The following is a 22,311-nucleotide window of genomic DNA, read 5'->3' on the forward strand; positions in this document are numbered from 1 at the left end:
GCCCATCGGGCCAGATCGGCGGCCTGTCGTCTCTGTTTTACTGCCCTAGCGAATGGCGCCAAAGCAGAGATATTTGGTCTCCAGATACTCCTCCAGCCCCTCGGCGGCCCCTTCCCGGCCCAGACCTGACTCCTTGATGCCGCCGAAGGGAGCCAGCTCAGTTGAAATGATCCCCTCGTTGATGCCGACCATGCCGTATTCAAGCTGCTCGGCGACGCGCCAGACACGGGCGATATCGCGGCCATAGAAGTAGGCGGCGAGCCCATAAGGGGTATCGTTAGCCAGCGCGATGGCTTCAGCTTCCGTCTCGAAGCGCACCAGCGGGGCGACCGGGCCGAAGATCTCCTCCTGCAGGATGGGGTTGGTTTTATCCACCTTGCCCAAAATGGTGGGTTGGTAGAAGAGGGGGCCGGCGGGGTGGGCTTCGCCCCCCTGCAGCACTTCGGCACCGGCGGCGACTGATTGCTGCACCAACTCGGCCACCTTGCTGGCGGCAGCCGGGTTGATAAGCGGGCCGATCTGGGTGCCCTCCGCCATACCATCTCCCACCTTGAAGGCTCTGACGGCAGCGGTCAGCTTCTCGGCGAAGGCGTCATAGACACTGGCCTGCACCAGAATGCGGTTGGCACAGACGCAGGTTTGCCCGGCGTTGCGGTATTTGGAGGCGAGTGCCCCGGCCACGGCGGCGTCGAGGTCGGCGTCGTCAAAGACGATAAAGGGGGCGTTACCGCCCAGCTCCAGCGACAGCTTTTTCATGGTGTCGGCGCATTGGCGCATCAGCAGCTTGCCGATGCGGGTGGAGCCGGTGAAGGAGAGCTTGCGCACCACCGGATTGCTGCACAGCTCGTTGCCCACCGCGTTCGCCTGATGGCTGGTGACGATATTGATGACACCGGCGGGGATGCCCGCCTGCTCGGCCAACACCGCCAGCGCCAGCGCGCAGAGCGGCGTTTCTGCGGCGGGTTTGATGACGATGGTGCAACCCGCTGCCAGCGCAGGGCCCGCCTTGCGGGTGATCATGGCAATGGGGAAGTTCCACGGAGTGATGGCGGCGACTACCCCGACCGGCTGCTTGATGGTGGCCAGCCGGCGATCGCCGCTAAAACCCGGGATGGTGCGGCCGTAGGCGCGCTTGCCCTCCTCGGCGAACCACTGGATAAAGCTGGCGCCATAGGCCACCTCGCCCTTGGCTTCCGCCAGCGGCTTGCCCTGCTCGCAGGTCATGATGCGCGCCAGCTCGTCGCTATGGGCTGTGATGGCGGCAAACCAGGCGTAGAGCTTGTTGCTGCGCTCCTTGGCGGTCAGCGCAGCCCAGGCGGGTTGCGCCGCGTGGGCGGCCGCGATGGCGCGGCGGGTATCCTCGGCATCCAGGTCGGGCACCTGGGTAATGACGGCCCCGCTGGCGGGGTTGGTGACCTCGAAGGTGCGGCCGCTGGCGGCCTCGCACCACTGTCCATCTATATAGGCGCGGGATGTGATCAAGCTGGAGTGGGATGTTGTTCCTGACATGAGAAGCCTCGAGTGTGGGTCAGAGCAGCTGGTTGCCGGAGTGAGCCGACCCTTCCTGCGCCGCTGCCGTATAAAATAATAAGCACAGGAAGACCATAATTTGAGCTGAAATGTTTTTCAAGTGTTAAATATATTTGAATTGCTGGGGGGCGCCATGCTAGAAAATGGGCTGTGTAGCGCGCTTTCTCCGGTTCGCTGGCAGGCTGCAAGTGGGCAGACGACCGGGGGATGGTAAATCAGGTGTGCAAAATAATGAACGGCTGTGCTGTGTAACATAGTGAACGGCAAGGGAAAGCTGGTTGGCTATTTTAACCAGCAGGGTAAACAGGCAGCGCCTGATCCGATGCGATCACGCGCAATCAGGAGAGGCTGATGATGCAAGGATGCAGACATAGCGCAGCAGGGGGCCTTTCATGAGCGGGCCACAGAGCCGGGAAGGCGTGGCTCGACCGTTGAGTGTGGCTGACGCCGGGGCGCGCACCATGGGGGAACGGCTGGCGGCGGTGCGCCATCAGCTGGGGCTCTCCCAGCGGCGAGCGGCCGAGTTGAGCGGCCTGACTCATGGCGCCATCTGCATGATCGAGCAGGACAAGGTGAGTCCCTCGGTCGCCTCCCTGCAAAAGCTGCTCACCATCTACGGCCTGCCGCTGTCGCGCTTCTTCGCCGAGGAGGAGAGCCGCACTCCGGAGGTGGTGATCAAGGCTGATCAGCTGATCGAGCTGGGCAGTCAGGGGGTCTCCCTCAAGCTGGTGCACAACGGCAACAACCGCCGCCAGCTCGGCTTTATGCTGGAGACCTATCCCCCCGGCACCGACACCGGCGGTCAGGTGACTCATCAGGGGGAGGAGGTCGGCACCGTGCTGGAGGGGTCGGTGATCCTGACGGTGGCGGGCCAGAGTTATCAGCTGGAGGCGGGCGACAGCTATGTGATCGACACCGGCGAGCCCCACAGTTTCAGCAATCCGTCGGGGCAGATCTGTCGCATCGTCAGCGCCCACACCCCGGCGAGCTTTTAATCCTGACAGTAGTTTGGCAACAGAACCGGTAAGGAAACAGGGATCATGACCGAACATGTAAACAGTTACTACGCAGCCAGTGCTAATAAACACGCGCCCTACCCGACATTGACCGAGCAGCTGGAGTGCGATGTCTGCGTCATCGGGGCGGGCTATACCGGCCTATCCAGCGCCCTGCATCTGGTGGAGAAGGGCTACAAGGTGGTGGTGCTGGAGGCTGCCCGGGTCGGCTTTGGCGCCAGCGGCCGCAACGGCGGCCAGATCGTCAACTCCTACAGCCGCGACATCGACACCATAGAAGCGAACTGCCCGCCGGATCAGGCCATGCTGCTCGGTTCCATGTTGTTTGAGGGGGGCCAGATCATCCGCGAGCGGATCAAGCGCTACAACATCCAGTGCGATCTGCAGGAGGGGGGCGTCTTTGCCGCCGAGACCGAGAAGCAGCTGCACGAGCTCAAATCCCAATACGCCCGCTGGCAGAAGTGGGGCAACGACCAGCTGGAGCTGCTCGATGCCAAGGGGGTGCGCGAGGTGGTCGCGAGCGATCGCTACGTCGGCGCCCTGCTCGACAAGAGTGGCGGCCATATTCACCCCCTCAATCTGGCGTTGGGGGAGGCTGAAGCCATCCGCATCCAGGGGGGCAGATCTTCGAACAATCCGCCGTCACCAGTATCACCCCGGGGCAGCCAGCCTTGGTCAAGACCGCCAAGGGGGCTGTGAAGGCGCGCTTTGTGGTGGTGGCGGGCAATGCCTACCTCGGTAATCTGGTGCCGGAACTGGCCAGCAAGAGCATGCCCTGTGGCACCCAGGTGATCGCCACCGAGGTGCTGGGAGAGGAGCGGGCCCGGTCACTCTTGCCGCAAAACTACTGTCTGGAGGATTGCAACTACCTGCTCGACTACTACCGTACCTCCGGCGATCACCGGCTGCTCTATGGCGGCGGTGTGGTCTATGGGGCGCGGGATCCGGCGGATATCGAGCGGCTGATCATCCCCAAGATGCTCAAGACCTTCCCGCAACTGGCCGACGTCAAGGTGGAGTACACCTGGACCGGCAACTTCCTGCTCACCCTGTCGCGGCTGCCGCAGTTTGGTCGCATCGGCCCCAACATCTACTACATGCAGGGCTACAGCGGCCACGGCGTCACCTGTACCCATCTGGCGGGCAAGCTGCTCTCAGAGGTGCTGAGCGGTCAGGCGGAGCGCTTCGATGCTTTTGCCAAACTGCCGCACTACCCCTTCCCGGGTGGCCGCCTCTTCCGTATTCCCTTTACCGCCGCGGGCGCCGCCTGGTACACCCTGCGCGACCGGTTGGGGGTATAAGAGCTGCCCAGCGAGAAATGTGGGCTGGTGGGTGCCGCTTAGATAACGCTGACGCCAGCACCTATATCGGAAACAACAAGGCCACCGCGAGGGTGGCCTTGTTTATCATGCAGCAGCGCGCTGATTAGCTGTAGAAGGCTTCAACGGTGCCTTTGAGCTTGATCAGGATGGGCTGACCACGGCGATCCAGCGCTTTGGGGGAGGGGATCTTTACCCAACCTTCGCTGATGCAGTACTCCTCGACATCGGTGCGCTCTTTGCCGTTCAGGCGAATACCGATCGGGTGCTCGAAGCAGGCGGCCACATAGTGAGGGCTGCGGGGATTGCAGGATAGGTGATCCGGCAGAGCCGGTTTGGTGTTGGTATCGCTCATCGATATAACCCGAAATGAATAAAAAGTGGGTCATTGTAGAGAATGCCGCCATGGCATTCAAGGCGGCCACAAAACAGGCAAAGTGTGCTCGCCATCGCTATGGGCGACCCGCTTATCCTTGTTGCCAATGCATCACCAGCTCGGGGTGGCCGCTATGCTCGCACAACTGCTGCTCACCCTCTTTGAAACCGTTGCGGGAATAGAAGCGCCGCGCCTGCTCATTTTCGGCGTAGACCGTCAACTCGAGTCGATCATATTGGGCTTTGAGGTGTTCGAGCAGTTGGCGACCCAACCCGTGTGATTGGTGATCTGGGGAGATAAACAGGGCGGCGACAGACCCCTGATACCAGGAGATAAAGCCCAGTAGCTGTCCATCCTCCTCATAACCCCAGCTCTTGCTGGCGGGCAGATAGATGTCCCGCATCGCTGCCCGTTGCTCATGCCAAAAGGCGGCGGGAATAAAGTCGTGGGCTTTTACCGATGCCTGATACCAGAGCTCGACGGCGACATCCAGATCGGTTGTTAATAATGGGCGGATCATAGTGGCCTCGACTGTGAAGAGTGGTCGCACGATATGCCCGCTCCATGTCGTGTTATCGGGCATATCGTTTATCGCAGGCTGACTCCTATTTGCGGGTCAGCTTGTCGAGGTAGCCCATGGCGAAGGCCGAGAGGACAAAGGTGATGTGGATCAGCAGGTACCACTTGATCTTGTCGTTGGGGAGGTTTTCGGCATTCATAAACACTTTGAGCAGGTGAATAGAGGAGATGGCGACAATGGAGGCGGCGACCTTGTTTTTCAGAGAGCCGGCATCGAGCTTGCCGAGCCACACCAGTTTGTCGCCCTCATCCCCGACATCGAGGCGCGAGACGAAGTTCTCATAGCCGGAAAACATCACCATCACGATAAGTCCCCCCACCAGGGTGATATCGATCAGCGACAGTGTGACCAGCACCAGATCCACCTCTTTCATCTCCAGTATGTTGGGCAGGATATGGAGGATCTCCTGAAAGAATTTCACTCCCAGTGCCAGCAGTATGAGGCTGAGCCCAAGATAAATGGGGGCCATGATCCAGCGGGATGCGTACATCAATCTTTCAAACATGTTTTCCATAGTGCGATTACAGGTCCATCAAATGGTTAACAAACGAGTCGGCCATAGCTTAACCGAGATGCCTCACATCTCAAGCATCTCGATAGCATATTGCTGAATTGGGTGGTGTCAGGCAGGAGTTTTTAACCCTGGGTAGGGCAGTGCTGCGGGTGGCAGAGGGCCCGTGGTCGGGCCTATCCGGTGTCAGGGAAGGTCCAGTGTAAAGCGGGCGCCGCCGAGGGGGGATTCATCGACCCGGATCTGGCCGCCGTAGCTGTGGACGATTTCGGTCACCACCGCCAGACCTATGCCCTGACCGGGTGAACTGTCTGCCCGCACGCCGCGCTGGAAGATCTGTTCCGATTTGGCCGGATCGATACCCGGGCCATCATCTTCCACTTCGATGCGCAGCCGCTCGAGATGACGGCGCACCGTCACCTTCACTTCGCTGATGGCAAACTTGCAGGCATTGTCGAGCAGGTTGCCCATCAGCTCCATCAGGTCACCCTGTTCGCCGTGAAAGAGGGCGTCATCATCGAACTTGAAGTGGGTTTGCAGCTTCTTGTGGCGATAAACCTTGGTCAGGCTGGCCAGCAGTTTTTCAATCAGCGGTACCGGCTCGGTACCCTTGCTGGCAAGGCGCTGGCGGCCGGTCACGGCCCGTCTGAGCTGATACTGGATCATCTGATCCATGGTGAGGATCTGCTCGTTGATGTTGTCATGGATCTCCCGCCCCAGCTTCACTTCGCGGGTGGTGATCTGGATCAGCGCCAGCCGGGTTTTCAGGCTGTGGGCGAGATCGTTGAGGGCGTGCTGGTAGCGCTGGGTCTGCTGGCGTTCGTTCTCCAGCAGCTGGTTGATGGAGTCGGTCAGCGGGGCCAGCTCCCGCTCAAAATCGCTCGAGAGGTCATCGCGCTTGCCGGCCCGGATATCGTCGATCTGACGGGCGATGGTGCGCAGTGAGCTGAGGCTCCAGAAGGTGGTGAGCAGCAGCAGCCCGGCCAGCAGCATATAGGCGAGCAGCGCCTGTTTGGCGGTCTGGTAGAGATAGGTGCGGGACTCTTCGTGATAGCGTTTGGCCGAGTCGATCATCACCACGTAGTAGGCGGTGGTGCCGCTGCCGGGATTGCGGATAAACCGCAGGCTGTAGACGAAGTAGCTCTCGCCGTTCTTGATGGTGTGCTTCTTGAAGAAGTAGTCGAGATCCATCCCCCCCAGATACTTCATCAGATCGCCGCAGATGGTCTGTTTGGCCTTGATCACCTCCGGCATATGGAGGCTCGACCAGACCAGATCGCCATCGGCGCGGCAGATCAGGGTATCGAGGTTGCGATCCCCTGCACCACGGGATATCCGCCCCAGCTCGACGTTCGACCCCTTGTCATCCGGCTCGGTGGAGGAAAACAACTTGGCCAGGTTCTCCTGCATCCGGGCGCTGGCCTTCTGGGTCTGCTCCTCGACGTGGCCAAGATAGAGGGCGTAGACGGCAAACCCCATGATAAGCGCGATGACCAGCAGTGAGCTGAGCAGCAGTTTGATGTGCAGTGAGCTGCGGATCATCTTGATGGGGCGCGGCAGATGAAACTGCATCAGTTACAGGAGAGGTTGAAGATGTAACCCTGACGCCGGATGGTGGAGATGGGTTGAATCGTCCCTTCCGGATCCAGCTTCTTGCGCAGGCGGCTCACCATCACCTCGATGGTGTTGGGGTCCCCTTCGCCATCGCCGTAGAGCTGGTCGAGCAGTTGCTGCTTGGAGACTACCTGACGAGCATTGCGCATCAGGTACTCCAGAATGAGGTATTCAAAGCTGGTGAGCACCGCCACTTCACCTGCGATAGTCAGCTCCTTGCGGGAGAGATCCAGCTCGTAATCACCGGCCTTCACCTTCGGCGAGATAAAACCGGCGCTACGGCGCACCAGCGCATTGAGTCGGGCCAGCAGCTCATCTTTCTGGAACGGTTTGACCAGATAGTCATCAGCACCTGCTTCCAGTCCTTCAACCTTGTCCTGCCAGTTGCCACGGGCGGTCAGCACAATGATGGGGAAGGGGATCTGCCGTTCGCGCAGTTGCCGGATCAGTTGCAGGCCGTCCATATCGGGCAGACCGAGGTCGATGATGGCCACATCAATGGGATAGTCGGCGGCGTAGTGCAGTGCAATCCCGGCCTGGTCGGTGCTGTAGACCTGATTGTCGGCTTCGGTCAGCAGAGAGGAGAGGTGGTGATTGAGCAGCTTGTCGTCTTCGACCAACAGAATTTTCATGATGTGAGCGGTCATAGGGATCCAGGCTGTCAATTAGAAAGTGTATGTCGCTTCGAGTCAATTCGAATCCTAATGCATCCCGGCTGTATCGGGACTGAATCAGCGGGACTTCAGAGTTCGCGCCAACTGGTCGTTTAACCATGGTCCGGGTTGTCGATGGCCTGCTGGTCGGCAGCCATGCTGCGAAAGGTTTGATGTGATGAGAGAGATGGCCGGGAGGCTGCTGGCGCGATTGCAACAGCGTGAGCGCAGTGACCTCCTCTATATTGTCTGGCTCTGCTGGGGGGCAGCCTTGCTGCTCTACGTGCTGGGGTCGCCCTGTTTTCTGTGGCCAGTGGCGCCGATGCCGCTGGTTCTGCTTGTGTGGTTGGTGGAGAGAGTACGGATGTTTGGAAGAAACAAAGGTGGTGCGGCTACTGGGCCGGCCGGGGCCACTGTGATTGCAGCCGGTGCCCGCTTCAAGGGTGAGTTGCAGGTGGAGGGGGATCTGGAGGTGCGCGGTCAGATCAATGGCACCATCCAGCTCATCGGTGGTGTGCTGCGCATCATGGAGGGCGGTAGCGTTGAGGGGGAGGTGAGTGCACCCCGCGTGATCATCAATGGTCTGCTGGAAGGCACCTGTACCTCCGCCGAGGTGGAGATCCTGGAGAGCGGCAAGATGCAGGGGATCTTCAAGGGGGGCAGTCTCTCCATCTGTAAGGGCGGCAACTTTGTTGGCCAGTCCCAGCCCACCGTGGCCGGCAAGACCGATCCCGTGTTGCAAGCCTTGTCTGAAAACAGTGCGTCTGGGAGCAAACAGCCGGAGAGCAAGAGCAATGTGAAAAAGCTGCCGCACGAGCCGAAAGGCAAGCCGACCGAGGAGCTGGCCAAGCAGGCGTGATGCTCTTTGCCAGCGTGCTGTTCAGGAAACGCAGAGGGGGCCACAATGGCCCCCTCTGCATTTCCTCATTAGCCGTTAGCTGCGGCGCGGCGGCAGCATATTGGTGAGGGTGTTGTCTTTGAGAATATGGTGGTGATAGAGGGCCGCCACCGTGTGCAGGCCGATCAGGGCGTAACCGATATTACCCAGCGTCTCGTGTACCTCCTTGATCAGCCCTTTGAGATCCGGACTGGGGGAGAGCAGAGCAGGCAGCTCAAGTCCGAAGAAGGGGATGGGCTTGCCCGCGGCGCTCAGCAGCAGCCAGCCAAACAGCGGGGTGAGAATCAGAAAACCGTAGAGGGCGAGGTGGGCCAGTTTTGCCAGCTTGTGCATGATCGGGGAGAGCTCGGGCACGATACGCGGCGTCGGGCTCATCCAGCGCAGGGCCAGTCTGACAAAGACCAGGGCGAAGATAAGCAGCCCCAGCATAAAGTGCCACTCCTTCATCAGATCCCGGCCAGGGTCCCCTTTGGGGAAAATATCGCGAAATTCGATCAGGGCGTAGACGGCGATCATGGCCCACAGGGTCAGCCAGTGCAGCCCGATATTCAGGGTGCCATAACGTTGTTCACTGTTCATCAGCATAGGTTTGTTCCTTCGAAGTGCTGTCACATCCGTGTGGCATCCCCGCACTCAAACGTGTCGGGGCGAGGCCAGATCCTTTGGCGGCAACAGGCAGGCTGCCATGCTTGCCATCAACCGGCAGCCTGCGGCTGGCCTCAGTCAGAGAGGAGATGCCCTCTGCTGTCTGCATGGTATCACTGGCAACCGGGTGGATAGTCTGATCAATGCCACACAATTTACAGGCTCATTAAGCCCCTTGTGACGTGAAGAAGGCGTGAAATAGCATCAGTGATGTCGGCCCGCCAAGGTTCAGGCGGGCTCGATGGCCAGCACCACGCAATCCGGCTCGCTGATGCGAAAACGGACGTTGCAGTCAAACAGCCGCACCCCGTACTCCTTCTCATCGGGCTTGCCCTTCTTGTAGGCGGGGCGCGGATCTTGCGCCAGCACTTCGTTTACCAGCTGGCGCAGCTCGGGGTGGGCCTTGAGCCAGGGTTGTAACTGCTGCTCGGCCTCGGCACTGAAGCTCACCGCCAGCGGCGGGGTGGGCGCGTCGGGGGCAAAGCCACCACGGGCATCAGGCAGGCTGTCGGCATAGGGAATATAAGGCTTGATATCGACGATGGGGGTGCCATCGAGCAGATCCACCGCCCCCAGCTCCAGCCACAGCTTGCCCCGTTCGCGGCCGACCCCGTGCAGCTCGACCACCGAGAGCCCTAGCGGATTGGGGCGGAAGGTGGAGCGAGTGGCAAAGACGCCGACCCGTTCGTTGCCGCCAAGGCGCGGCGGGCGCACCGTCGGGTGCCAGCCCTGCGCCATGGTCTGGTGAAAGACGAAGCTTAGCCACAGATGGGAGAACTGCTCGATGCCGCGCAGCACATCCGGCTGATCGTAAGGGGGGAGCAGCTCGAGGCGGGCGCGGGCCGATTTGACCAGTCCGGGCTGGCGGGGGATGGCGAACTTCTCCTTGTAGGGAGAGCGAATGATCCCGAGGGTGTCGATTTCGAACTTCATGGCGGATCCTGACTGAAAACCCCGGCAATTTAGCACAGGCGGCCCCAAAACGCAGGCTCGGCCTCGCTACGCCAATTTCTGCGGCGCTGCCGTGATCCCTGTCCCATCCCGGCCAGTCGGGGGCTGTGCCCGCGCGCCAAGTTGCGTAGGGTGGAGGCAACTGGCGTGTCAGGATGAAATGTGCGCACATGCGCCGAAGGGAGGGAGAGGGATGAAACTGCTGATTATCGGTGGCACCGGCTTTTTGGGGCGCCACCTCACCGCGCTGGCGCTGGATTGGGGCCATGAAGTGACTCTGTTCAACCGTGGCCTGCACCAGCATCCGGACTGGCGCGATCTGGTGCAGCTCACCGGCGACAGGGACAAGAGCCTGAGCGCCCTGCAAGGGGCCGGGTTGCAGTGGGATCTCGTCATCGATACCTGCTGCTATCGCCCCGAGCAGGCGGCGAGCCTCTCGGCGGCCTTGCTCGGGTGCTGCGCGCGGTTGATCTTTATCTCCACCATCAGCGTCTATCGCGATTTCTCAATGCCCGGGATGAATGAGTCGGCGCCGCTGCATGCTATCCCCGAAGGGGAAATGCCCACTGACTATGGCCCCCTCAAGGTGTTGTGCGAGCAGGAGTATCGCGCCCGCTGGGGTGAGCGGCTTTGCATCCTGCGCCCGGGCGTGTTGTGCGGCCCCCATGATCCTACCGGGCGCATGGCCTGGTGGATTAAGCGGGTGCTGCAGGGTGGGCCCTGGTTGCTGCCGGGCAGTGGCGAGGATCGCTTGCAGTATCTCGATGTGCGCGACTGCGCCGAGTTTGTGTTGCGCGCGGCCGAGCAGCAGTTGGGGGGCACATTCAACCTGCTCAAACCCGGTATTACCTTGAGTGACTGGCTGGAGCGGCTGAGCGCCCGGTTGCAGCCCGCCCGCCCCATCCAGCCCGAGTGGCTGCCCTGGCCCACCCTGATGGCGGCCGGTATCGAGCCCTGGCAGAGCTATCCCACCCTGCTACCCTGCGCGCAGGCGGAATTTGCCGGTTACGGCTCTATAAGCGCCGAGGCGGCCATCGTTAAGGGATTGAACTTTCGGCCGCTGGAGGAGACCGCCGCCGACCTTGCCCACTGGCTGGCCATCGAGCCTGCCGCCGGGGGGGCGGCGAATGCCATGACTCAGGCCGAGGAGACTTCGCTGCGGCAGCAGTTGCTGGAGCCCAGTCTGCAATAGGAGAGGGAGCATCGTGCCGCTGCTGCCGAGCGTGGCGCGGCAGGTGTGAATACAACGAGAGAGGGCATCCCGCGGGATGCCCTCTCTGTCTATCCATGCCTGATGGTTGCCGAATACAGGCTGACGCGATTCCCCATCCCATCGCTGTCGCTCACCGAGTTAGCGAATGGCGGCCCCCGCGGCTACCAGCAGCTCTTTCAAAATGGTGCGATGGCAGCGGGACTCCTGCTCGCAGTAACAGCCCACCGATAGGTTGGTGGTGTGGGAGAGGGCGGCCAGCAACGCCAGATCATGCCTGGCGGCAGGTTGCGCCATCTCGGCCTTGTACTGTTTGCCAAACGCTGCCCATTGGGCGGGCGTCTCGGCTGCCTGCCCCAACTTCATGGTCTCGCTGCTGGGGGCCAGGTTGGGGAACCAGACATCGTACCAATGCTGGCTGGCAAATTCGCTCTTGGGTATGCCGCGGGGCGGGCGGCGCACCGTGCCGATCCGCAGCCCCTCATCGGGCAGGCGCGGGCTGCCAAGGCGAACGATGGCGAGGGCCATGACAGCGAGTTACTTCTCTTCGGCCACTTTCAGCGCCTGCCCGTAGCAGATCACCTGTTTCAGGCAGCCCGGGGTGTCGCTGAATTCGGCGCATTTATCGATGGTGACGCCGTTGCCGCCCATGTCGGCTGCGCGGCGGCGGGCCAGGGTGCGCGCTTCACCGGCGTTGGGCACCGGCTGGTTGGCATCGGCCTGGCAGGATTCACCCTCGATGGTGCCGAGGTAGAGGTAGTTGAGGTCAGCCAGCTCATCCTGTTCATAGATGCGCACGCTACCGGGTTTGAAGTATTCGTCGAAGTTCTCTTTATCCAGATTGCTGTTGAAGGCGTAGTTGGCACAGCCGGAGGCAATCAGGGGCATCATCAGGATCAGGCGTTTCATCGTCTCGTATCTTGTGTCGGTGATGAGGACAGTAGAAATGCGCAGGCGCTCCATGTCGGCATCTTGTTGAATAATGAGGGGGACATTATAGGGGCCAGCCGCCTGCGGCGACCAGCCCCGTTTTGCGCCCGGTTGTCAGGGTGTGACCCCCATCAGGCTGATATCAGCCTGATATCAAACAGGAGCCAGTCGCTGATAGAGGCTGCGGTAGTAATCATCCCCCAGCAGCTCGTTGTGAGGGGCGCAGAGGCGGATCTGTCCCTCTTCCATCAGGGCAATCCGGTCCATCTGCTCCATCCCCAGCAGACGGTGGGAGATGAGCAGCAAGGTGCGATCTGCCCCAAGCCGGAACAGCAGATCCATGATCTCCCGCTCGGTCTGGCTGTCTAGCCCTTCGGTCGGCTCGTCCAGCAGCCAGAGCGGCGCATCGTGCAGTAGGGCGCGGGCGATGCCGATACGGCGACGCTCGCCACCAGAGAGGGGGCGGCCGCCGTCACCGAGCCAGGCGTCGAGGCCCGCCTCATCCTCCAGCAGATTGGCCAGTCCGACCTGGGTCAGCACCGCAATCAGCTGCTCGTCAGTGGCGGTCGGGGCGGCCAGTTTGAGGTTGCCCCGCAGGGTATCGGCAAACAGATGCACCCGCTGGCTCACCACCGAGATGGAGGCGCGCAGCGCCCCTTCGCTGTAGTCGGTGAGCGGCTTGCCATCGAGCAGGATCTTGCCAGCCTGCGGGCTCCACTCCCGGGTAAGCAGCCCCATCAGGGTCGATTTGCCGCAGCCGGTCTGGCCCAGCAGCGCCAGCTTTTCACCGGCGTGCAGTTGCAGGGTGCAGCCACGCAGCACAGGTTGGGGGTTGCCGGGGTAGCCAAAATAGAGGTCATTGATCTGCAGCGCACCAACGGTGGCATGGGTCTGTTCGTCGCCCCACACGGGGGCTTTTGCCTCTTGCAGGATCTCGTTCAGGCGGCGTGCCGAGGTAAGGCTGGTGGAGAGGTGCTGGAAAGCCCCCGCCAGCGGCATCAGTGCCTCGAAGCTTGCCAGGGTGGCAAAGACCATCAGTGCGGTAATGGGGTCGGGCGCAGCACCCGCTACCCCATGACCGGCCAGCCAGAGCATCAGGGTCAGGGTCCAGCCGCTCAGCAGTTGCACCGAGAAGTTGGCCAGCCCGCTCACCTTGGCCATGCGGGCCTGCGCGACGAGCAGCGCCTGTTCGGCTTGTTGCAGCTCAACCAGCGCCTTGGGGGCGGCGGCAAACATCTGCAGCTCGGCCTGACCATCCAGATAGTCCACCATCCGGGTGCGCAGGGTCGATTTTTCGGCAATCAGCGCCTGACCGGGGCGACGGCCGAGGAAGTAGAACACCAGCGGCAGGGCAATCATGCCAAACAGCAGAATGGCTCCCAGGGTAAGGGCGAGGCGACTGTCGAAAAACGACAGGAAGAAGACCAGTCCGGCGGTGCTGAGCAGGGCCGCGCCTATGGGGGTGATCAGCCGCAGATAGACGTGGTCCATCGCATCGATGTCTGCCACCAGTCGGTTGAGCAGATCCGCCTGACGGAAACCGGCCAGGGTACCGGTGGAGAGCGGCGAGAGTTTCTGCCAGAACCAGACCCGCAGTCGGGTCAGTACCCGGAAGGTGGCGTCGTGGCTCACGACCCGCTCACCCCAGCGACCGGCGGTGCGGACGATGGAGAAGAAGCGCACCCCGCCTGCAGGGGTCATGTAGTTAAAGGCATGGGTCGTCGCAACTGTCATCCCCGCCACGGCGGCGGCGGAGAGGAACCAGCCGGAGAGGGAGAGCAGTCCCATGCCGGCGGCCAGGGTCACCAGCGCCAGCAGCAAACCAATGGTGAGGCTGAGCCAGTGTTGGCGATAGAGGCGCAGAAACGGCAACAGATCACTCATCGAGAGAACCTCCGGAACGTTGGGAGAGCAGGCGGGCAAAAGGCCCATCCGCCTGACTCAATTGTTGGAAGCTGCCTTGCTCCACCAGCTGGCCGTGGGCCAGCACCATTATCTTATCCATCTTGGTAAGCTGGTCGAGGCGGTGGGTGATCATCAGCAGGGTCTGGCCAGCCATCGCCTGCTCAAGGGTGGTCATGATGGCGCGTTCGGAGTGCCGATCCAGACTGGCGGTCGGTTCGTCGAGCACCATCAGCTGGGTCGATTTGAGCAGGGTGCGCGCCAGTGCGAGGCGCTGGGCCTGACCGACCGAGAGGCCGCCCGCCTGATCGCCGACCGGATAGTCGAGCCCCTTCTCCATGGCAAATTCCCACGCCTGTGCCCGTTTCAGGGCATCTTCCAGCTCGGTATCGCTGGCCGTTGGTTTGGCCAGCAGCAGGTTGTCGCGCAAGGAGGCGTGGAACAGCTGCGGGTTTTGCGAGAGCCAGCCCAGTTGCAGGCGCCACTGGCTCATGTCGAGGGTGGCAAGCTCCTGTCCGTTGACCTTGAGCTCGCCACGATAGGGGGCAAAGCCGAGCAGGGCGTTGACCAGCGAGCTCTTGCCGGCGCCGCTGACGCCGATGAGGGCGGTGCGCGAACCGGCTTCCAGGGTGAAGTCGATGGGGCCGACCAGCACCTTGCCCTCGGCGCTCAGCACTTCAAGGGCTTTGGCTTCTACCTTGACCGGGCTGTCGGCATGGAACGGTGCATTGCCTGCGGCCGGCTCGCTCACCTCGGCTTCGAGGAACTCCAGCAGCTGCTCGGCAGCGCCGATGGCCTGCGCCTTGGCGTGGTAGTGGGCACCCAGTTCCCGCAGCGGGGCGTAGAACTCGGGGGCGAGAAACAGCACGAACAGGCCGGTAAAGAGGGTGACCTTGACCCCATAGCTACCAAAGTTCAGATGGTCGATATAAGAAAAGCCGAAATAGACGGCAACCAGCGCTACCGAGATGGCGGCGAAGAACTCCAGCACTGCGGTACTCAAAAACGCCAGGCGCAGCACCTCCATAGTGCGCTCGCGAAAATCTTCCGAGGCGTCGCGAATGGCGTCACCTTCCGCCTGGGTACGCATAAAGAGTTGCAGGGTACGCAGCCCCTTCAGGCGATCGAGGAAGTGACCGGAGAGACGAGCCAGCGCCTGAAAATTGCGGCGGTTGGCATCAGCGGCGCCCACACCCACCAGGATCATAAAGATGGGGATGAGGGGCGCAGTGCCGAGCAGGATCAGACCTGCCGCCCAGTTGACCGGGAACACGGCCACCAGAATGACCACCGGAATAAAGACGGCGATGGCCATCTGCGGCAGATAGCGGGAGAAGAAATCCTGCATGTTTTCAATCTGTTCCAGCAGCAGGCTGGCCCAGCTACCGGCCGGACGGCGCTGGATATAGGCAGGGCCGAGACGACTCAAGCGAGTGAGCACCAGCTGGCGGATGGTCTGGCGCACCGCGCTGCCCGCCTTGAAACTGGCCACTTCGCGGCCATAGGCCAGCGCCGCTTTGCCAAGCGTCACCAGCAGGAGGGTAATAAAGAGCGTGATGGATTGCTCAGGCGTTGAGCCTTCGATGATAAAGCCGTGCAACAGGGTCGCCAGCAGCCAGGCTTGCGCCACCATAAGAATGCCCTGGCCAAGGCCAAAAGCGATGGATATCGTGATCCAGCGGCGACCGTGACTCGATTGCTTGCGCAACCAGCCATAGAGACGTTTTTGCGTTTTTTTATCCATTACCACCATCCTCGCGTCGAGTGGCGCAAGACTATCCTTGCCGTTTGGCCTTGGCAACCTTGTAAATTATCTGTGTTGAAAATGTTTGATTGAAAAAGCAACCGTCTGTTCAATCCTTGTCCGAACAGATTGATTTATTGAAAAAAGTGGCAAAGGCGCCATTGCGCTCGGCGGCAAAATGCATATAGTAGGAGCCCTGACGCGGGTGTAGTTCAATGGTAGAACGGTAGCTTCCCAAGCTGCATACGTGGGTTCGATTCCCATCACCCGCTCCAAATTTCAGATGCCAGGCGGGCATCGTATAATGGCTATTACCTCAGCCTTCCAAGCTGATGATGCGGGTTCGATTCCCGCTGCCCGCTCCAGCTTCAAAACAAAAAGCCCACTCCAGCGAGTGAGCTTTTTGTTTTTCATCTTTCTTTTGCGCCGTTCGACGTCACGCTCACCGTTTCTCAGCTTTTAAGGCAAATCTCAGAGACAGAAAAGGCGCCCGAGGCGCCTTTTCAGATCAACAGCGTCGCGGGAGCTTATTCCTGCTCCAGCTCACCACAGAAACGGTAGCCTTCGCCGTGGATGGTGGCGATGATCTCCGGAGTATCGTTGACGCTTTCGAAGTGCTTGCGAATGCGACGGATGGTCACATCGACGGTACGGTCGTGGGGCTTGAGCTCACGGCCGGTCATCTTCTTCAGCAGCTCGGCACGGGTCTGGATCTGGCCCGGGTTTTCGCAGAAGTGCAGCATGGCGCGGAACTCGGAGCGCGGCAGCTTGAACATGTCGCCAGTCGGGCTGACCAGTGCGCGGCTGTTGATATCCAGCGCCCAGCCGTTGAACAGGTAGCGCTCAACCAGCTTCTTCTCTTCGCCACCGGCAGCCACGTTCATGGTGCGGCTCAGCAGATTGCGGGCACGGATAGTCAGCTCGCGCGGGTTGAACGGCTTGGTGATGTAATCATCGGCGCCGATCTCCAGACCCAGGATCTTGTCCACTTCGTTGTCACGACCGGTCAGGAACATCAGGGCGATGTTGTCGTTCTCACGCAGCTCACGGGCCAGCAGCAGGCCGTTCTTGCCCGGCAGGTTGATGTCCATGATCACCAGATTGATGGTGTGGGAAGTGAGGGCCTGGTGCATTTCGTCGCCGTTGTTGGCTTCGAGCACGATGTAGCCTTCGGCTTCAAAAATGCTTTTCAGGGTATTGCGTGTGACCAGCTCGTCTTCGACGATCAGAATGTGTGGTGTTTGCATGAGTATTCCCAGATTCTTATCAGTTAATTATCTTAAATTTAACACTCTTTGGCGTTTCAAACCGATTTCCTGACTGATCCTGAAAATTTATTACGTCATCCTGGGTATGAGAGTCAGGTCGGAATATCGCGAATTAGGCATCAGTACCGGCAAGTATCCCTGTGCCACTTATAGGTTCCCGACAAGTCTGGTCGAGCAGAGCCTGGAAAGGTCGTCCATTACGAAAGTGGCCGCATTTTATCAGTTAACAGGAGCATAACAACACTCTTTGCCGTCAGATAGCAACTTTTTAACTCTGATTTGATATAGGTCAAACCCTGGTACAGCAGCATCATACTTGGCCTGAACCGGGTTTTCGCCCCTACAAAATGTAATGGAATGTAACATGTGATTGACATGAATTTGTGGGAAAACTACAAGAAAATCTGCTTTATCGCGCCATTTGAGCCACCAGAGTGGTCTGCCTTTGCCATCATCACAGCCTGGAATCCGGCCAGCCAGTGGGTCACACAACGACGCAATATGCGGCGGGAACGGGCGCTGTGGCGCCATCTGACCGTGGATTTGCAGGTGCCCGTGGTGGGGCCATTTTGGGGATCTGACCCGGACGAACGCTGGCAGGAGTCATCGCTGGCGGTGGCGCTATCCCTGCCACAAGCCCGTCAGCTGGCTGTTCGTTTTGGCCAGAACGCCATCTACTGGGTGGAGGATGGCCAGCTCTGGCTGACACCAGTATTGATGGATAAATCAGCAGCTTATCTGGGTAATATTGAATCCTTCTGGATTGCCAGAAACCTTGCCTGATGAAAGAATGAACACCTTCATGTATCTGAAAGGAATCAAATCATGCTGGATCTCCTGCCCGACCTCTGCGATCAACACGGCGACTTGCTGCAAGTGGCCGACCCGGTGTTTCAGGATTTTGGCGGCAAGGCCCTCTTTTATGGTCGCGCCGTAACGCTCTCCTGTTATGAAGACAACAGTCTGGTGCGGGATCTGGTGACCCGCCCCGGTCACGGCAAGGTGATGGTGATCGACGGCGGCGGTTCGCTGCGCCGTGCGCTGCTTGGCGATCAACTGGCGGTCAAGGCGGTGGAGCAGGGGTGGGAGGGGATCCTGATCCACGGCGCGGCGCGGGATGTGGGCACCCTGGCGACACTGGCACTCGGGGTCAAGGCGCTGGCGGCCTGTCCGGTCAAGACCGAGAAGCGGGGATTGGGAGAGCTGGGGGCTGTGGTCAGCTTTGCCGGGGTGACCATCCACGAAGGGGATTATGTCTATGCGGATCGCAACGGCGTGGTGGTGAGCGCCACGCCGCTGTTGTGATCATCAGAAATTGAAGCCGACGCCCAGGCTCAGCGCCTGATCGGCAGTGATGGCGCTGACGCCGTAGTTGGCGGTGAGGGAGAGTCTGGGGGTCAGCAGCAGGCTGGAGTTGAGCTCCAGCAGGGTGCTGGCCTTGTTGAGATCGAGATGCTTGATCTGGCTGCCGATATTGAATGCCGGAGAGAGCTGGTAGCGTACCCCCGAACTCATATTGAAACCGGATGTGCGATTCTGATCCGCCACCGCCGGGCCCGCTTCCATAAAGAGGGTCACATCATCCACCACCGGATATTGATAGCCGCTATTGACCAGCCAGAGATCAAAACTGTCGCTGTGATGGCTATGGCCATTGAGCAGCACACCCGAGTAACTTTTGACATAGAGAGACGGGTTGGATTGCGGCTGAACCACTGCCCAGTCGGCGGCCTGTGCGGCCATGCTGGCGCAGGTTGCAAGCAGTGTGATGATGAGCGATTTGACCATTCGTTTCCCCTCCCTGGGTCCGGAACTGAGCCTAAGCATGGCACATGCCAGCTGGTAGTAAAGTGAAGCGAGATCACAATAAAATCCTTTGGCATGGGCGCCAGCCATGTTAAACAGGCTGCCGTATTGATGGCTCTAATCATTAAGAGGTGAATCCATGAACAAGAAACTGACTCTGCTGGCCGCGCTGGCACTGGGAGGCTGCGCAATGGCAACGGGTTCCAGCATGGCTCAACTGCAAGCATCCAGCTGGCAGCTGCAAGGCGCCACCGGCGATACCTTCACCCTGCAAGTGGTCGACGGCAAGGTGGCGGGCAAGGGCGGCTGCAACCGCTATTTTGGCGGCATCACCAAGCAGGGTGACGGTGTCTTTACGCTGGGCGCCATGGGCTCCACTCGCATGATGTGCATCGGCGACGCCATGAACAAAGAGACCGAGTTCCTGCAAAAGCTGGAGAAGGTGGCAACCTACTCCATCAACGGCAACCAGTTGACCCTGAGCGATGCCAACAAGGCGGCCCTGCTCACCTTCAACGCTGTGCCTGCTGCCAAATAAGGCACGCGTTTGTCTGATTGCCCCGACAGCGCTGACTGTGCTGGCGGGTCAAACGCTCTGATACGCCCTCCCTCTGGAGGGCGTCTGTTTATCTGCGACGAGCCCTGTTTGGTCGTCCGCAACGGTTGTTCACTCGTCGCTCCCTTTCTGTCCGCTTTGATGCCAGAACCTCGTATCTTCGCTTCGGTACGTATCTTGATCATTTCGATAATTCTTGTATAGTTGAAATGAAAGGTCGCACTAAGGGGAATGAAGATGAACAAAGAGATGGCCACCAAGGTCTTTGAATCGCTGGCATCCGGCATCCGGCTCGATGTATGGCGGCTGCTGGTGAAGGCCGGGCTGGAGGGGCGGGTCGCCGGTGAACTGGCCAGCGAGCTCGATATTGCCCCCAATACCCTCTCGTTTCACCTCAAGGCGATGCTCAACACCGGTCTGCTGTCGGTGGAGCAGGAGGGGCGCTTTCTGCGCTACCGCGCCAATATTCCCCTGATGCTGGATGTGATCGCCTACCTTACCGAGGAGTGCTGCGCCGGTCATCCCGAGGCGTGCGGCGTGATGCGTGCCGAGTCAGCCTGCTCCCCCCATGTTCTGCCTGCGCAGCCCTGCTGCAACAAGGAGTAATGCCATGTCCTCCATTCAGATTTTTGATCCCGCCCTCTGCTGCTCCAGCGGTGTCTGTGGTACCGAGGTTGATCAGGCACTGGTCACCTTCGCAGCCGACCTTGCCTGGGCCAAGGAGCAGGGAGTTGCCATCGAGCGTTTCAATCTGGCCCAGCAGCCGATGCAATTTGCCGAGACACCTGCCGTCAGCGCTTTTATGACCCACGCCGGGGAGGAGGGGTTGCCGCTGGTGCTGGTGGAGGGGCAGGTGGTGTTGACCGGCCGTTATCCGAGCCGCAGCGAGCTGGCCCGTTATGCCGGGCTGCCTGCGCCGCAAGCGGCCATCAAGGGGATCGTCAAGGGCGGTTGCTGCTCTGGCAGCGGTTGTTGCTGAGTCGTGACGCACCATTCGGGAGAGGCTATGTACTATTTTCTGACCAATCCTCCGCCGTTTCTCTTTTTCACCGGCAAGGGCGGGGTGGGCAAGACCTCGCTGGCCTGCGCCAGTGCGGTGGCGCTGTGTGATATTGGCAAGCGGGTGCTGCTGGTGAGCACAGATCCTGCCTCCAACGTGGGGCAGGTGTTTGCCACCGAGATCGGCAATCGGGTCACCGCCATCGCCGCTGTGCCCGGTTTGTCGGCGCTGGAGATAGATCCCCCCGCGGCGGCCAAAGCCTATCGGGAGCGGATTGTCGGGCCGGTACGCGGCAAGTTGCCCGAGAGCGTGGTGCGCAGCATCGAGGAGCAGCTCTCCGGCGCCTGCACCACCGAGATCGCCGCTTTTGACGAATTCACCGCCCTGCTGACCGACCAAACACTGCTGGCTGAGTATGACCACATCGTCTTTGATACGGCTCCAACCGGTCACACCATCCGGCTGCTGCAACTGCCGGGCGCCTGGAGCGAATTTCTGGAGCAGGGCAAGGGGGATGCCTCCTGCCTTGGCCCGCTGGCGGGGCTGGAGAAGCAGCGCAGCCAGTATGCCGACGCGGTCGCCGCACTGGCTGATGCCACTCGCACCCGGTTGGTGCTGGTGGCGCGGGCCCAGCAATCCACTCTGCGGGAAGTGGCCCGCACCCACGAGGAGCTGGCCGCCATCGGCTTGTTGAACCAGCAACTGGTGATCAATGGCCTCTTCCCCGAAGGCGCCATTGCCGCAGATCCGCTGGCAATGGCGCTCTGGCAGCGCGAGCAACAGGCTCTCGCTCAGATGCCGCAAGGGATAAAGGGGCTGGCGCAGGATCATATCCCGCTGCTGGCCACCAATCTGGTGGGGCTCGACAGTTTGCGGCTGTTGCTGCAATCAGAGGGAGCAGCCGCTCAATCCCCGACAGTACCGTCCACTGTCAAACAAGCCCAGCCCGAGTTGAGTTCGCTGGTGGACGAGCTGGCCGCCGATGGTCACGGCCTTATCATGCTGATGGGCAAGGGCGGGGTGGGCAAAACCACCCTGGCGGCCGCCGTGGCGGTGGAGCTGGCGAGCCGCGGTTTGCCGGTGCACCTCACCACCTCGGATCCCGCCGCGCATCTGAGCGAGACGCTGGCAGCTAGTTTGCCCCATCTGGAGGTGAGTCGCATCGACCCCCACGCCGAGACCGAGCGTTACCGCGCCCAGGTGCTGGCCACCAAGGGGGCGGCCCTGGACGAGCAGGGGCGAGCACTGCTGGAGGAGGATTTGCGCTCCCCTTGTACCGAGGAGATTGCCGTGTTTCAGGCCTTCTCGCGCATCATTCGCGAGGCGGGCAAGCGCTTCGTGGTGATGGATACCGCCCCCACCGGCCACACCCTGCTGCTGCTCGACGCCACCGGCGCCTACCACAGGGAGATCGCTCGCCAGATGGGAAACAAGGGGCTGCACTTCACCACCCCCATGATGCAGTTGCAGGATCCCAAGCAGACCAAGGTACTGATTGTGACGTTGCCCGAGCCGACGCCGGTACAGGAGGCGGCCAATCTGCAGGCCGATCTGCGCCGGGCTGGTATCGAGCCCTGGGGCTGGCTCATCAACCACAGCTTGCAGCAAGCCGCGGTCAGCTCACCGCTGCTGCAACTGCGGGCCGAGCGCCAGTTGCCCCATATCGAGGCGGTCGAGCAGCAACATGCCAGCCGCTACGCCGTGGTGCCGCTGCTCGCCGAGGAGCCGGTGGGGCCCGATGCCCTGCGCCGTCTCTGCCAGCACCATTGAGTCGCCGCCCCGGTCTGCTGCCGGGGCGGCTT

At 60.8% G+C, this 22,311-nt stretch carries 23 protein-coding genes, 2 tRNA genes and 1 pseudogene; 12 read left to right on the forward strand and 14 right to left on the reverse strand.

Annotated features, from left to right (window positions below):
* Positions 1-45: 45 nt before the first annotated feature.
* Complete coding sequence (locus tag ACTG2G_RS17850) at positions 46-1,509, reverse strand: NAD-dependent succinate-semialdehyde dehydrogenase (protein WP_439985712.1); 1,464 nt, start codon at positions 1,507-1,509, stop codon at positions 46-48.
* Positions 1,510-1,922: 413 nt separating this feature from the next.
* Here ACTG2G_RS17850 and puuR point away from each other — a divergent pair, with 413 nt between their 5' ends.
* Positions 1,923-2,525, forward strand: coding sequence for an HTH-type transcriptional regulator PuuR (puuR, locus tag ACTG2G_RS17855; RefSeq protein WP_429214508.1), 603 nt, complete (start codon positions 1,923-1,925; stop codon positions 2,523-2,525).
* A 45-nt stretch (positions 2,526-2,570) separates the two neighbouring features.
* Positions 2,571-3,847: pseudogene (locus ACTG2G_RS17860) on the forward strand (NAD(P)/FAD-dependent oxidoreductase).
* Between the two features lie 124 nt (positions 3,848-3,971).
* Here the strand turns inward: ACTG2G_RS17860 and ACTG2G_RS17865 are convergent.
* The 5 genes from ACTG2G_RS17865 to ACTG2G_RS17885 all read right to left on the reverse strand — a co-directional run bounded on the left by ACTG2G_RS17865 (position 3,972) and on the right by ACTG2G_RS17885 (position 7,578).
* Positions 3,972-4,220 carry a DUF3297 family protein gene (locus tag ACTG2G_RS17865; protein ID WP_204419334.1) on the reverse strand — a complete coding sequence of 83 codons (249 nt, stop codon included), beginning with the start codon at positions 4,218-4,220 and terminating at the stop codon, positions 3,972-3,974.
* A 112-nt stretch (positions 4,221-4,332) separates the two neighbouring features.
* Positions 4,333-4,761, reverse strand: coding sequence for an N-acetyltransferase (locus ACTG2G_RS17870; RefSeq protein WP_362784310.1), 429 nt, complete (start codon positions 4,759-4,761; stop codon positions 4,333-4,335).
* 85 nt (positions 4,762-4,846) lie between these two features.
* Entirely contained in the window at positions 4,847-5,326 is a 480-nt protein-coding gene (locus tag ACTG2G_RS17875) for a TIGR00645 family protein (RefSeq protein ID WP_230848197.1), read from the reverse strand.
* A 192-nt stretch (positions 5,327-5,518) separates the two neighbouring features.
* Complete coding sequence (locus ACTG2G_RS17880) at positions 5,519-6,904, reverse strand: ATP-binding protein (protein WP_005338217.1); 1,386 nt, start codon at positions 6,902-6,904, stop codon at positions 5,519-5,521.
* Complete coding sequence (locus ACTG2G_RS17885) at positions 6,904-7,578, reverse strand: response regulator transcription factor (protein WP_040066247.1); 675 nt, start codon at positions 7,576-7,578, stop codon at positions 6,904-6,906. The genes ACTG2G_RS17880 and ACTG2G_RS17885 overlap by 1 nt, the downstream gene beginning before the upstream one ends.
* 199 nt (positions 7,579-7,777) lie before the next feature.
* Here ACTG2G_RS17885 and ACTG2G_RS17890 point away from each other — a divergent pair, with 199 nt between their 5' ends.
* Entirely contained in the window at positions 7,778-8,458 is a 681-nt protein-coding gene (locus tag ACTG2G_RS17890) for a bactofilin family protein (RefSeq protein ID WP_429205304.1), read from the forward strand.
* A gap of 75 nt (positions 8,459-8,533) precedes the next feature.
* On the opposite strand, the gene ACTG2G_RS17895 is transcribed toward ACTG2G_RS17890, so the two are convergent.
* Together ACTG2G_RS17895 and tsaA are read right to left on the reverse strand one after the other, a co-directional pair.
* Positions 8,534-9,082, reverse strand: a complete 549-nt coding sequence (locus tag ACTG2G_RS17895; RefSeq protein ID WP_005350133.1) for a cytochrome b — start codon at positions 9,080-9,082, stop codon at positions 8,534-8,536.
* A 288-nt stretch (positions 9,083-9,370) separates the two neighbouring features.
* Entirely contained in the window at positions 9,371-10,075 is a 705-nt protein-coding gene (gene tsaA / locus ACTG2G_RS17900) for a tRNA (N6-threonylcarbamoyladenosine(37)-N6)-methyltransferase TrmO (RefSeq protein ID WP_204380019.1), read from the reverse strand.
* 211 nt (positions 10,076-10,286) lie between these two features.
* On the opposite strand from tsaA, the gene ACTG2G_RS17905 reads away from it, so the two are divergent.
* Positions 10,287-11,285: an NAD-dependent epimerase/dehydratase family protein gene (locus ACTG2G_RS17905; RefSeq protein ID WP_429205301.1), complete on the forward strand. Its 999-nt coding sequence runs from the start codon at positions 10,287-10,289 to the stop codon at positions 11,283-11,285.
* A gap of 159 nt (positions 11,286-11,444) precedes the next feature.
* Here the strand turns inward: ACTG2G_RS17905 and ACTG2G_RS17910 are convergent, their stop codons facing one another.
* The 4 genes from ACTG2G_RS17910 to cydD all read right to left on the reverse strand — a co-directional run bounded on the left by ACTG2G_RS17910 (position 11,445) and on the right by cydD (position 15,879).
* Positions 11,445-11,831, reverse strand: a complete 387-nt coding sequence (locus ACTG2G_RS17910; RefSeq protein ID WP_019445626.1) for a DUF488 domain-containing protein — start codon at positions 11,829-11,831, stop codon at positions 11,445-11,447.
* Positions 11,832-11,840: 9 nt separating this feature from the next.
* The gene (gene rcsF, locus ACTG2G_RS17915) at positions 11,841-12,212 is read right to left on the reverse strand and encodes an Rcs stress response system protein RcsF (protein ID WP_013723982.1); all 372 of its coding nucleotides are present in this window, start codon (positions 12,210-12,212) and stop codon (positions 11,841-11,843) included.
* Positions 12,213-12,386: 174 nt separating this feature from the next.
* Positions 12,387-14,117: a heme ABC transporter ATP-binding protein/permease CydC gene (gene cydC / locus ACTG2G_RS17920; protein WP_429205299.1), complete on the reverse strand. Its 1,731-nt coding sequence runs from the start codon at positions 14,115-14,117 to the stop codon at positions 12,387-12,389.
* Complete coding sequence (gene cydD, locus ACTG2G_RS17925; RefSeq protein ID WP_429214511.1) at positions 14,110-15,879, reverse strand: heme ABC transporter permease/ATP-binding protein CydD; 1,770 nt, start codon at positions 15,877-15,879, stop codon at positions 14,110-14,112. The genes cydC and cydD overlap by 8 nt, the downstream gene beginning before the upstream one ends.
* Positions 15,880-16,080: 201 nt before the next feature.
* On the opposite strand from cydD, the gene ACTG2G_RS17930 reads away from it, so the two are divergent.
* Both ACTG2G_RS17930 and ACTG2G_RS17935 read left to right on the forward strand, forming a co-directional pair.
* Positions 16,081-16,154 (forward strand) — tRNA-Gly (locus ACTG2G_RS17930).
* 15 nt (positions 16,155-16,169) lie between these two features.
* Positions 16,170-16,244, forward strand: a tRNA-Gly gene (locus tag ACTG2G_RS17935).
* Positions 16,245-16,406: 162 nt separating this feature from the next.
* Here the strand turns inward: ACTG2G_RS17935 and arcA are convergent.
* The gene (gene arcA, locus ACTG2G_RS17940) at positions 16,407-17,126 is read right to left on the reverse strand and encodes a two-component system response regulator ArcA (RefSeq protein ID WP_005338193.1); all 720 of its coding nucleotides are present in this window, start codon (positions 17,124-17,126) and stop codon (positions 16,407-16,409) included.
* A 396-nt stretch (positions 17,127-17,522) separates the two neighbouring features.
* Between arcA and ACTG2G_RS17945 the strand changes: the two genes are divergently transcribed.
* On the forward strand, positions 17,523-17,930 hold the full coding sequence (locus tag ACTG2G_RS17945) for a DUF3293 domain-containing protein (protein ID WP_429214513.1): 408 nt from the start codon (positions 17,523-17,525) through the stop codon (positions 17,928-17,930).
* A 42-nt stretch (positions 17,931-17,972) separates the two neighbouring features.
* Complete coding sequence (locus ACTG2G_RS17950; RefSeq protein ID WP_118854119.1) at positions 17,973-18,452, forward strand: putative 4-hydroxy-4-methyl-2-oxoglutarate aldolase; 480 nt, start codon at positions 17,973-17,975, stop codon at positions 18,450-18,452.
* Between the two features lie 3 nt (positions 18,453-18,455).
* Here ACTG2G_RS17950 and ACTG2G_RS17955 read toward each other — a convergent pair whose 3' ends face one another.
* A complete protein-coding gene (locus ACTG2G_RS17955; protein ID WP_064338427.1) occupies positions 18,456-18,935 on the reverse strand; it encodes a hypothetical protein in 480 nt (159 codons plus the stop codon).
* Positions 18,936-19,092: 157 nt separating this feature from the next.
* Here ACTG2G_RS17955 and ACTG2G_RS17960 point away from each other — a divergent pair, with 157 nt between their 5' ends.
* The 4 genes from ACTG2G_RS17960 (at position 19,093) to arsA (ending at position 22,279) form a co-directional block, all read left to right on the forward strand.
* Positions 19,093-19,491, forward strand: a complete 399-nt coding sequence (locus tag ACTG2G_RS17960; RefSeq protein ID WP_429214515.1) for an META domain-containing protein — start codon at positions 19,093-19,095, stop codon at positions 19,489-19,491.
* A gap of 255 nt (positions 19,492-19,746) precedes the next feature.
* Positions 19,747-20,115: an ArsR/SmtB family transcription factor gene (locus ACTG2G_RS17965; RefSeq protein ID WP_005338181.1), complete on the forward strand. Its 369-nt coding sequence runs from the start codon at positions 19,747-19,749 to the stop codon at positions 20,113-20,115.
* Positions 20,116-20,119: 4 nt separating this feature from the next.
* On the forward strand, positions 20,120-20,488 hold the full coding sequence (arsD, locus tag ACTG2G_RS17970) for an arsenite efflux transporter metallochaperone ArsD (RefSeq protein WP_429214517.1): 369 nt from the start codon (positions 20,120-20,122) through the stop codon (positions 20,486-20,488).
* Between the two features lie 27 nt (positions 20,489-20,515).
* Positions 20,516-22,279 carry an arsenical pump-driving ATPase gene (arsA, locus tag ACTG2G_RS17975; RefSeq protein ID WP_429214519.1) on the forward strand — a complete coding sequence of 588 codons (1,764 nt, stop codon included), beginning with the start codon at positions 20,516-20,518 and terminating at the stop codon, positions 22,277-22,279.
* Positions 22,280-22,311: the final 32 nt, after the last annotated feature.

Origin of the sequence: Aeromonas sp. 55A (genome assembly GCF_051919665.1) — a bacterium.
GTDB lineage: Bacteria > Pseudomonadota > Gammaproteobacteria > Enterobacterales > Aeromonadaceae > Aeromonas > Aeromonas veronii.

Coding starts and splice junctions, on each gene's coding strand:
- arcA (WP_005338193.1), bottom strand. CDS start 17,126: ATGCAAACACCACACATTCTGATCGTCGAAGACGAGCTGGTCACACGC.
- ACTG2G_RS17895 (WP_005350133.1), bottom strand. CDS start 9,082: ATGCTGATGAACAGTGAACAACGTTATGGCACCCTGAATATCGGGCTG.
- ACTG2G_RS17880 (WP_005338217.1), bottom strand. CDS start 6,904: ATGCAGTTTCATCTGCCGCGCCCCATCAAGATGATCCGCAGCTCACTG.
- cydC (WP_429205299.1), bottom strand. CDS start 14,117: ATGAGTGATCTGTTGCCGTTTCTGCGCCTCTATCGCCAACACTGGCTC.
- arsA (WP_429214519.1), top strand. CDS start 20,516: ATGTACTATTTTCTGACCAATCCTCCGCCGTTTCTCTTTTTCACCGGC.
- ACTG2G_RS17865 (WP_204419334.1), bottom strand. CDS start 4,220: ATGAGCGATACCAACACCAAACCGGCTCTGCCGGATCACCTATCCTGC.
- ACTG2G_RS17870 (WP_362784310.1), bottom strand. CDS start 4,761: ATGATCCGCCCATTATTAACAACCGATCTGGATGTCGCCGTCGAGCTC.
- cydD (WP_429214511.1), bottom strand. CDS start 15,879: ATGGATAAAAAAACGCAAAAACGTCTCTATGGCTGGTTGCGCAAGCAA.
- ACTG2G_RS17945 (WP_429214513.1), top strand. CDS start 17,523: ATGAATTTGTGGGAAAACTACAAGAAAATCTGCTTTATCGCGCCATTT.
- ACTG2G_RS17950 (WP_118854119.1), top strand. CDS start 17,973: ATGCTGGATCTCCTGCCCGACCTCTGCGATCAACACGGCGACTTGCTG.
- ACTG2G_RS17910 (WP_019445626.1), bottom strand. CDS start 11,831: ATGGCCCTCGCCATCGTTCGCCTTGGCAGCCCGCGCCTGCCCGATGAG.
- puuR (WP_429214508.1), top strand. CDS start 1,923: ATGAGCGGGCCACAGAGCCGGGAAGGCGTGGCTCGACCGTTGAGTGTG.
- tsaA (WP_204380019.1), bottom strand. CDS start 10,075: ATGAAGTTCGAAATCGACACCCTCGGGATCATTCGCTCTCCCTACAAG.
- ACTG2G_RS17955 (WP_064338427.1), bottom strand. CDS start 18,935: ATGGTCAAATCGCTCATCATCACACTGCTTGCAACCTGCGCCAGCATG.
- ACTG2G_RS17965 (WP_005338181.1), top strand. CDS start 19,747: ATGAACAAAGAGATGGCCACCAAGGTCTTTGAATCGCTGGCATCCGGC.
- ACTG2G_RS17890 (WP_429205304.1), top strand. CDS start 7,778: ATGAGAGAGATGGCCGGGAGGCTGCTGGCGCGATTGCAACAGCGTGAG.
- ACTG2G_RS17875 (WP_230848197.1), bottom strand. CDS start 5,326: ATGTTTGAAAGATTGATGTACGCATCCCGCTGGATCATGGCCCCCATT.
- ACTG2G_RS17850 (WP_439985712.1), bottom strand. CDS start 1,509: ATGTCAGGAACAACATCCCACTCCAGCTTGATCACATCCCGCGCCTAT.
- ACTG2G_RS17960 (WP_429214515.1), top strand. CDS start 19,093: ATGAACAAGAAACTGACTCTGCTGGCCGCGCTGGCACTGGGAGGCTGC.
- rcsF (WP_013723982.1), bottom strand. CDS start 12,212: ATGAAACGCCTGATCCTGATGATGCCCCTGATTGCCTCCGGCTGTGCC.
- ACTG2G_RS17905 (WP_429205301.1), top strand. CDS start 10,287: ATGAAACTGCTGATTATCGGTGGCACCGGCTTTTTGGGGCGCCACCTC.
- arsD (WP_429214517.1), top strand. CDS start 20,120: ATGTCCTCCATTCAGATTTTTGATCCCGCCCTCTGCTGCTCCAGCGGT.
- ACTG2G_RS17885 (WP_040066247.1), bottom strand. CDS start 7,578: ATGAAAATTCTGTTGGTCGAAGACGACAAGCTGCTCAATCACCACCTC.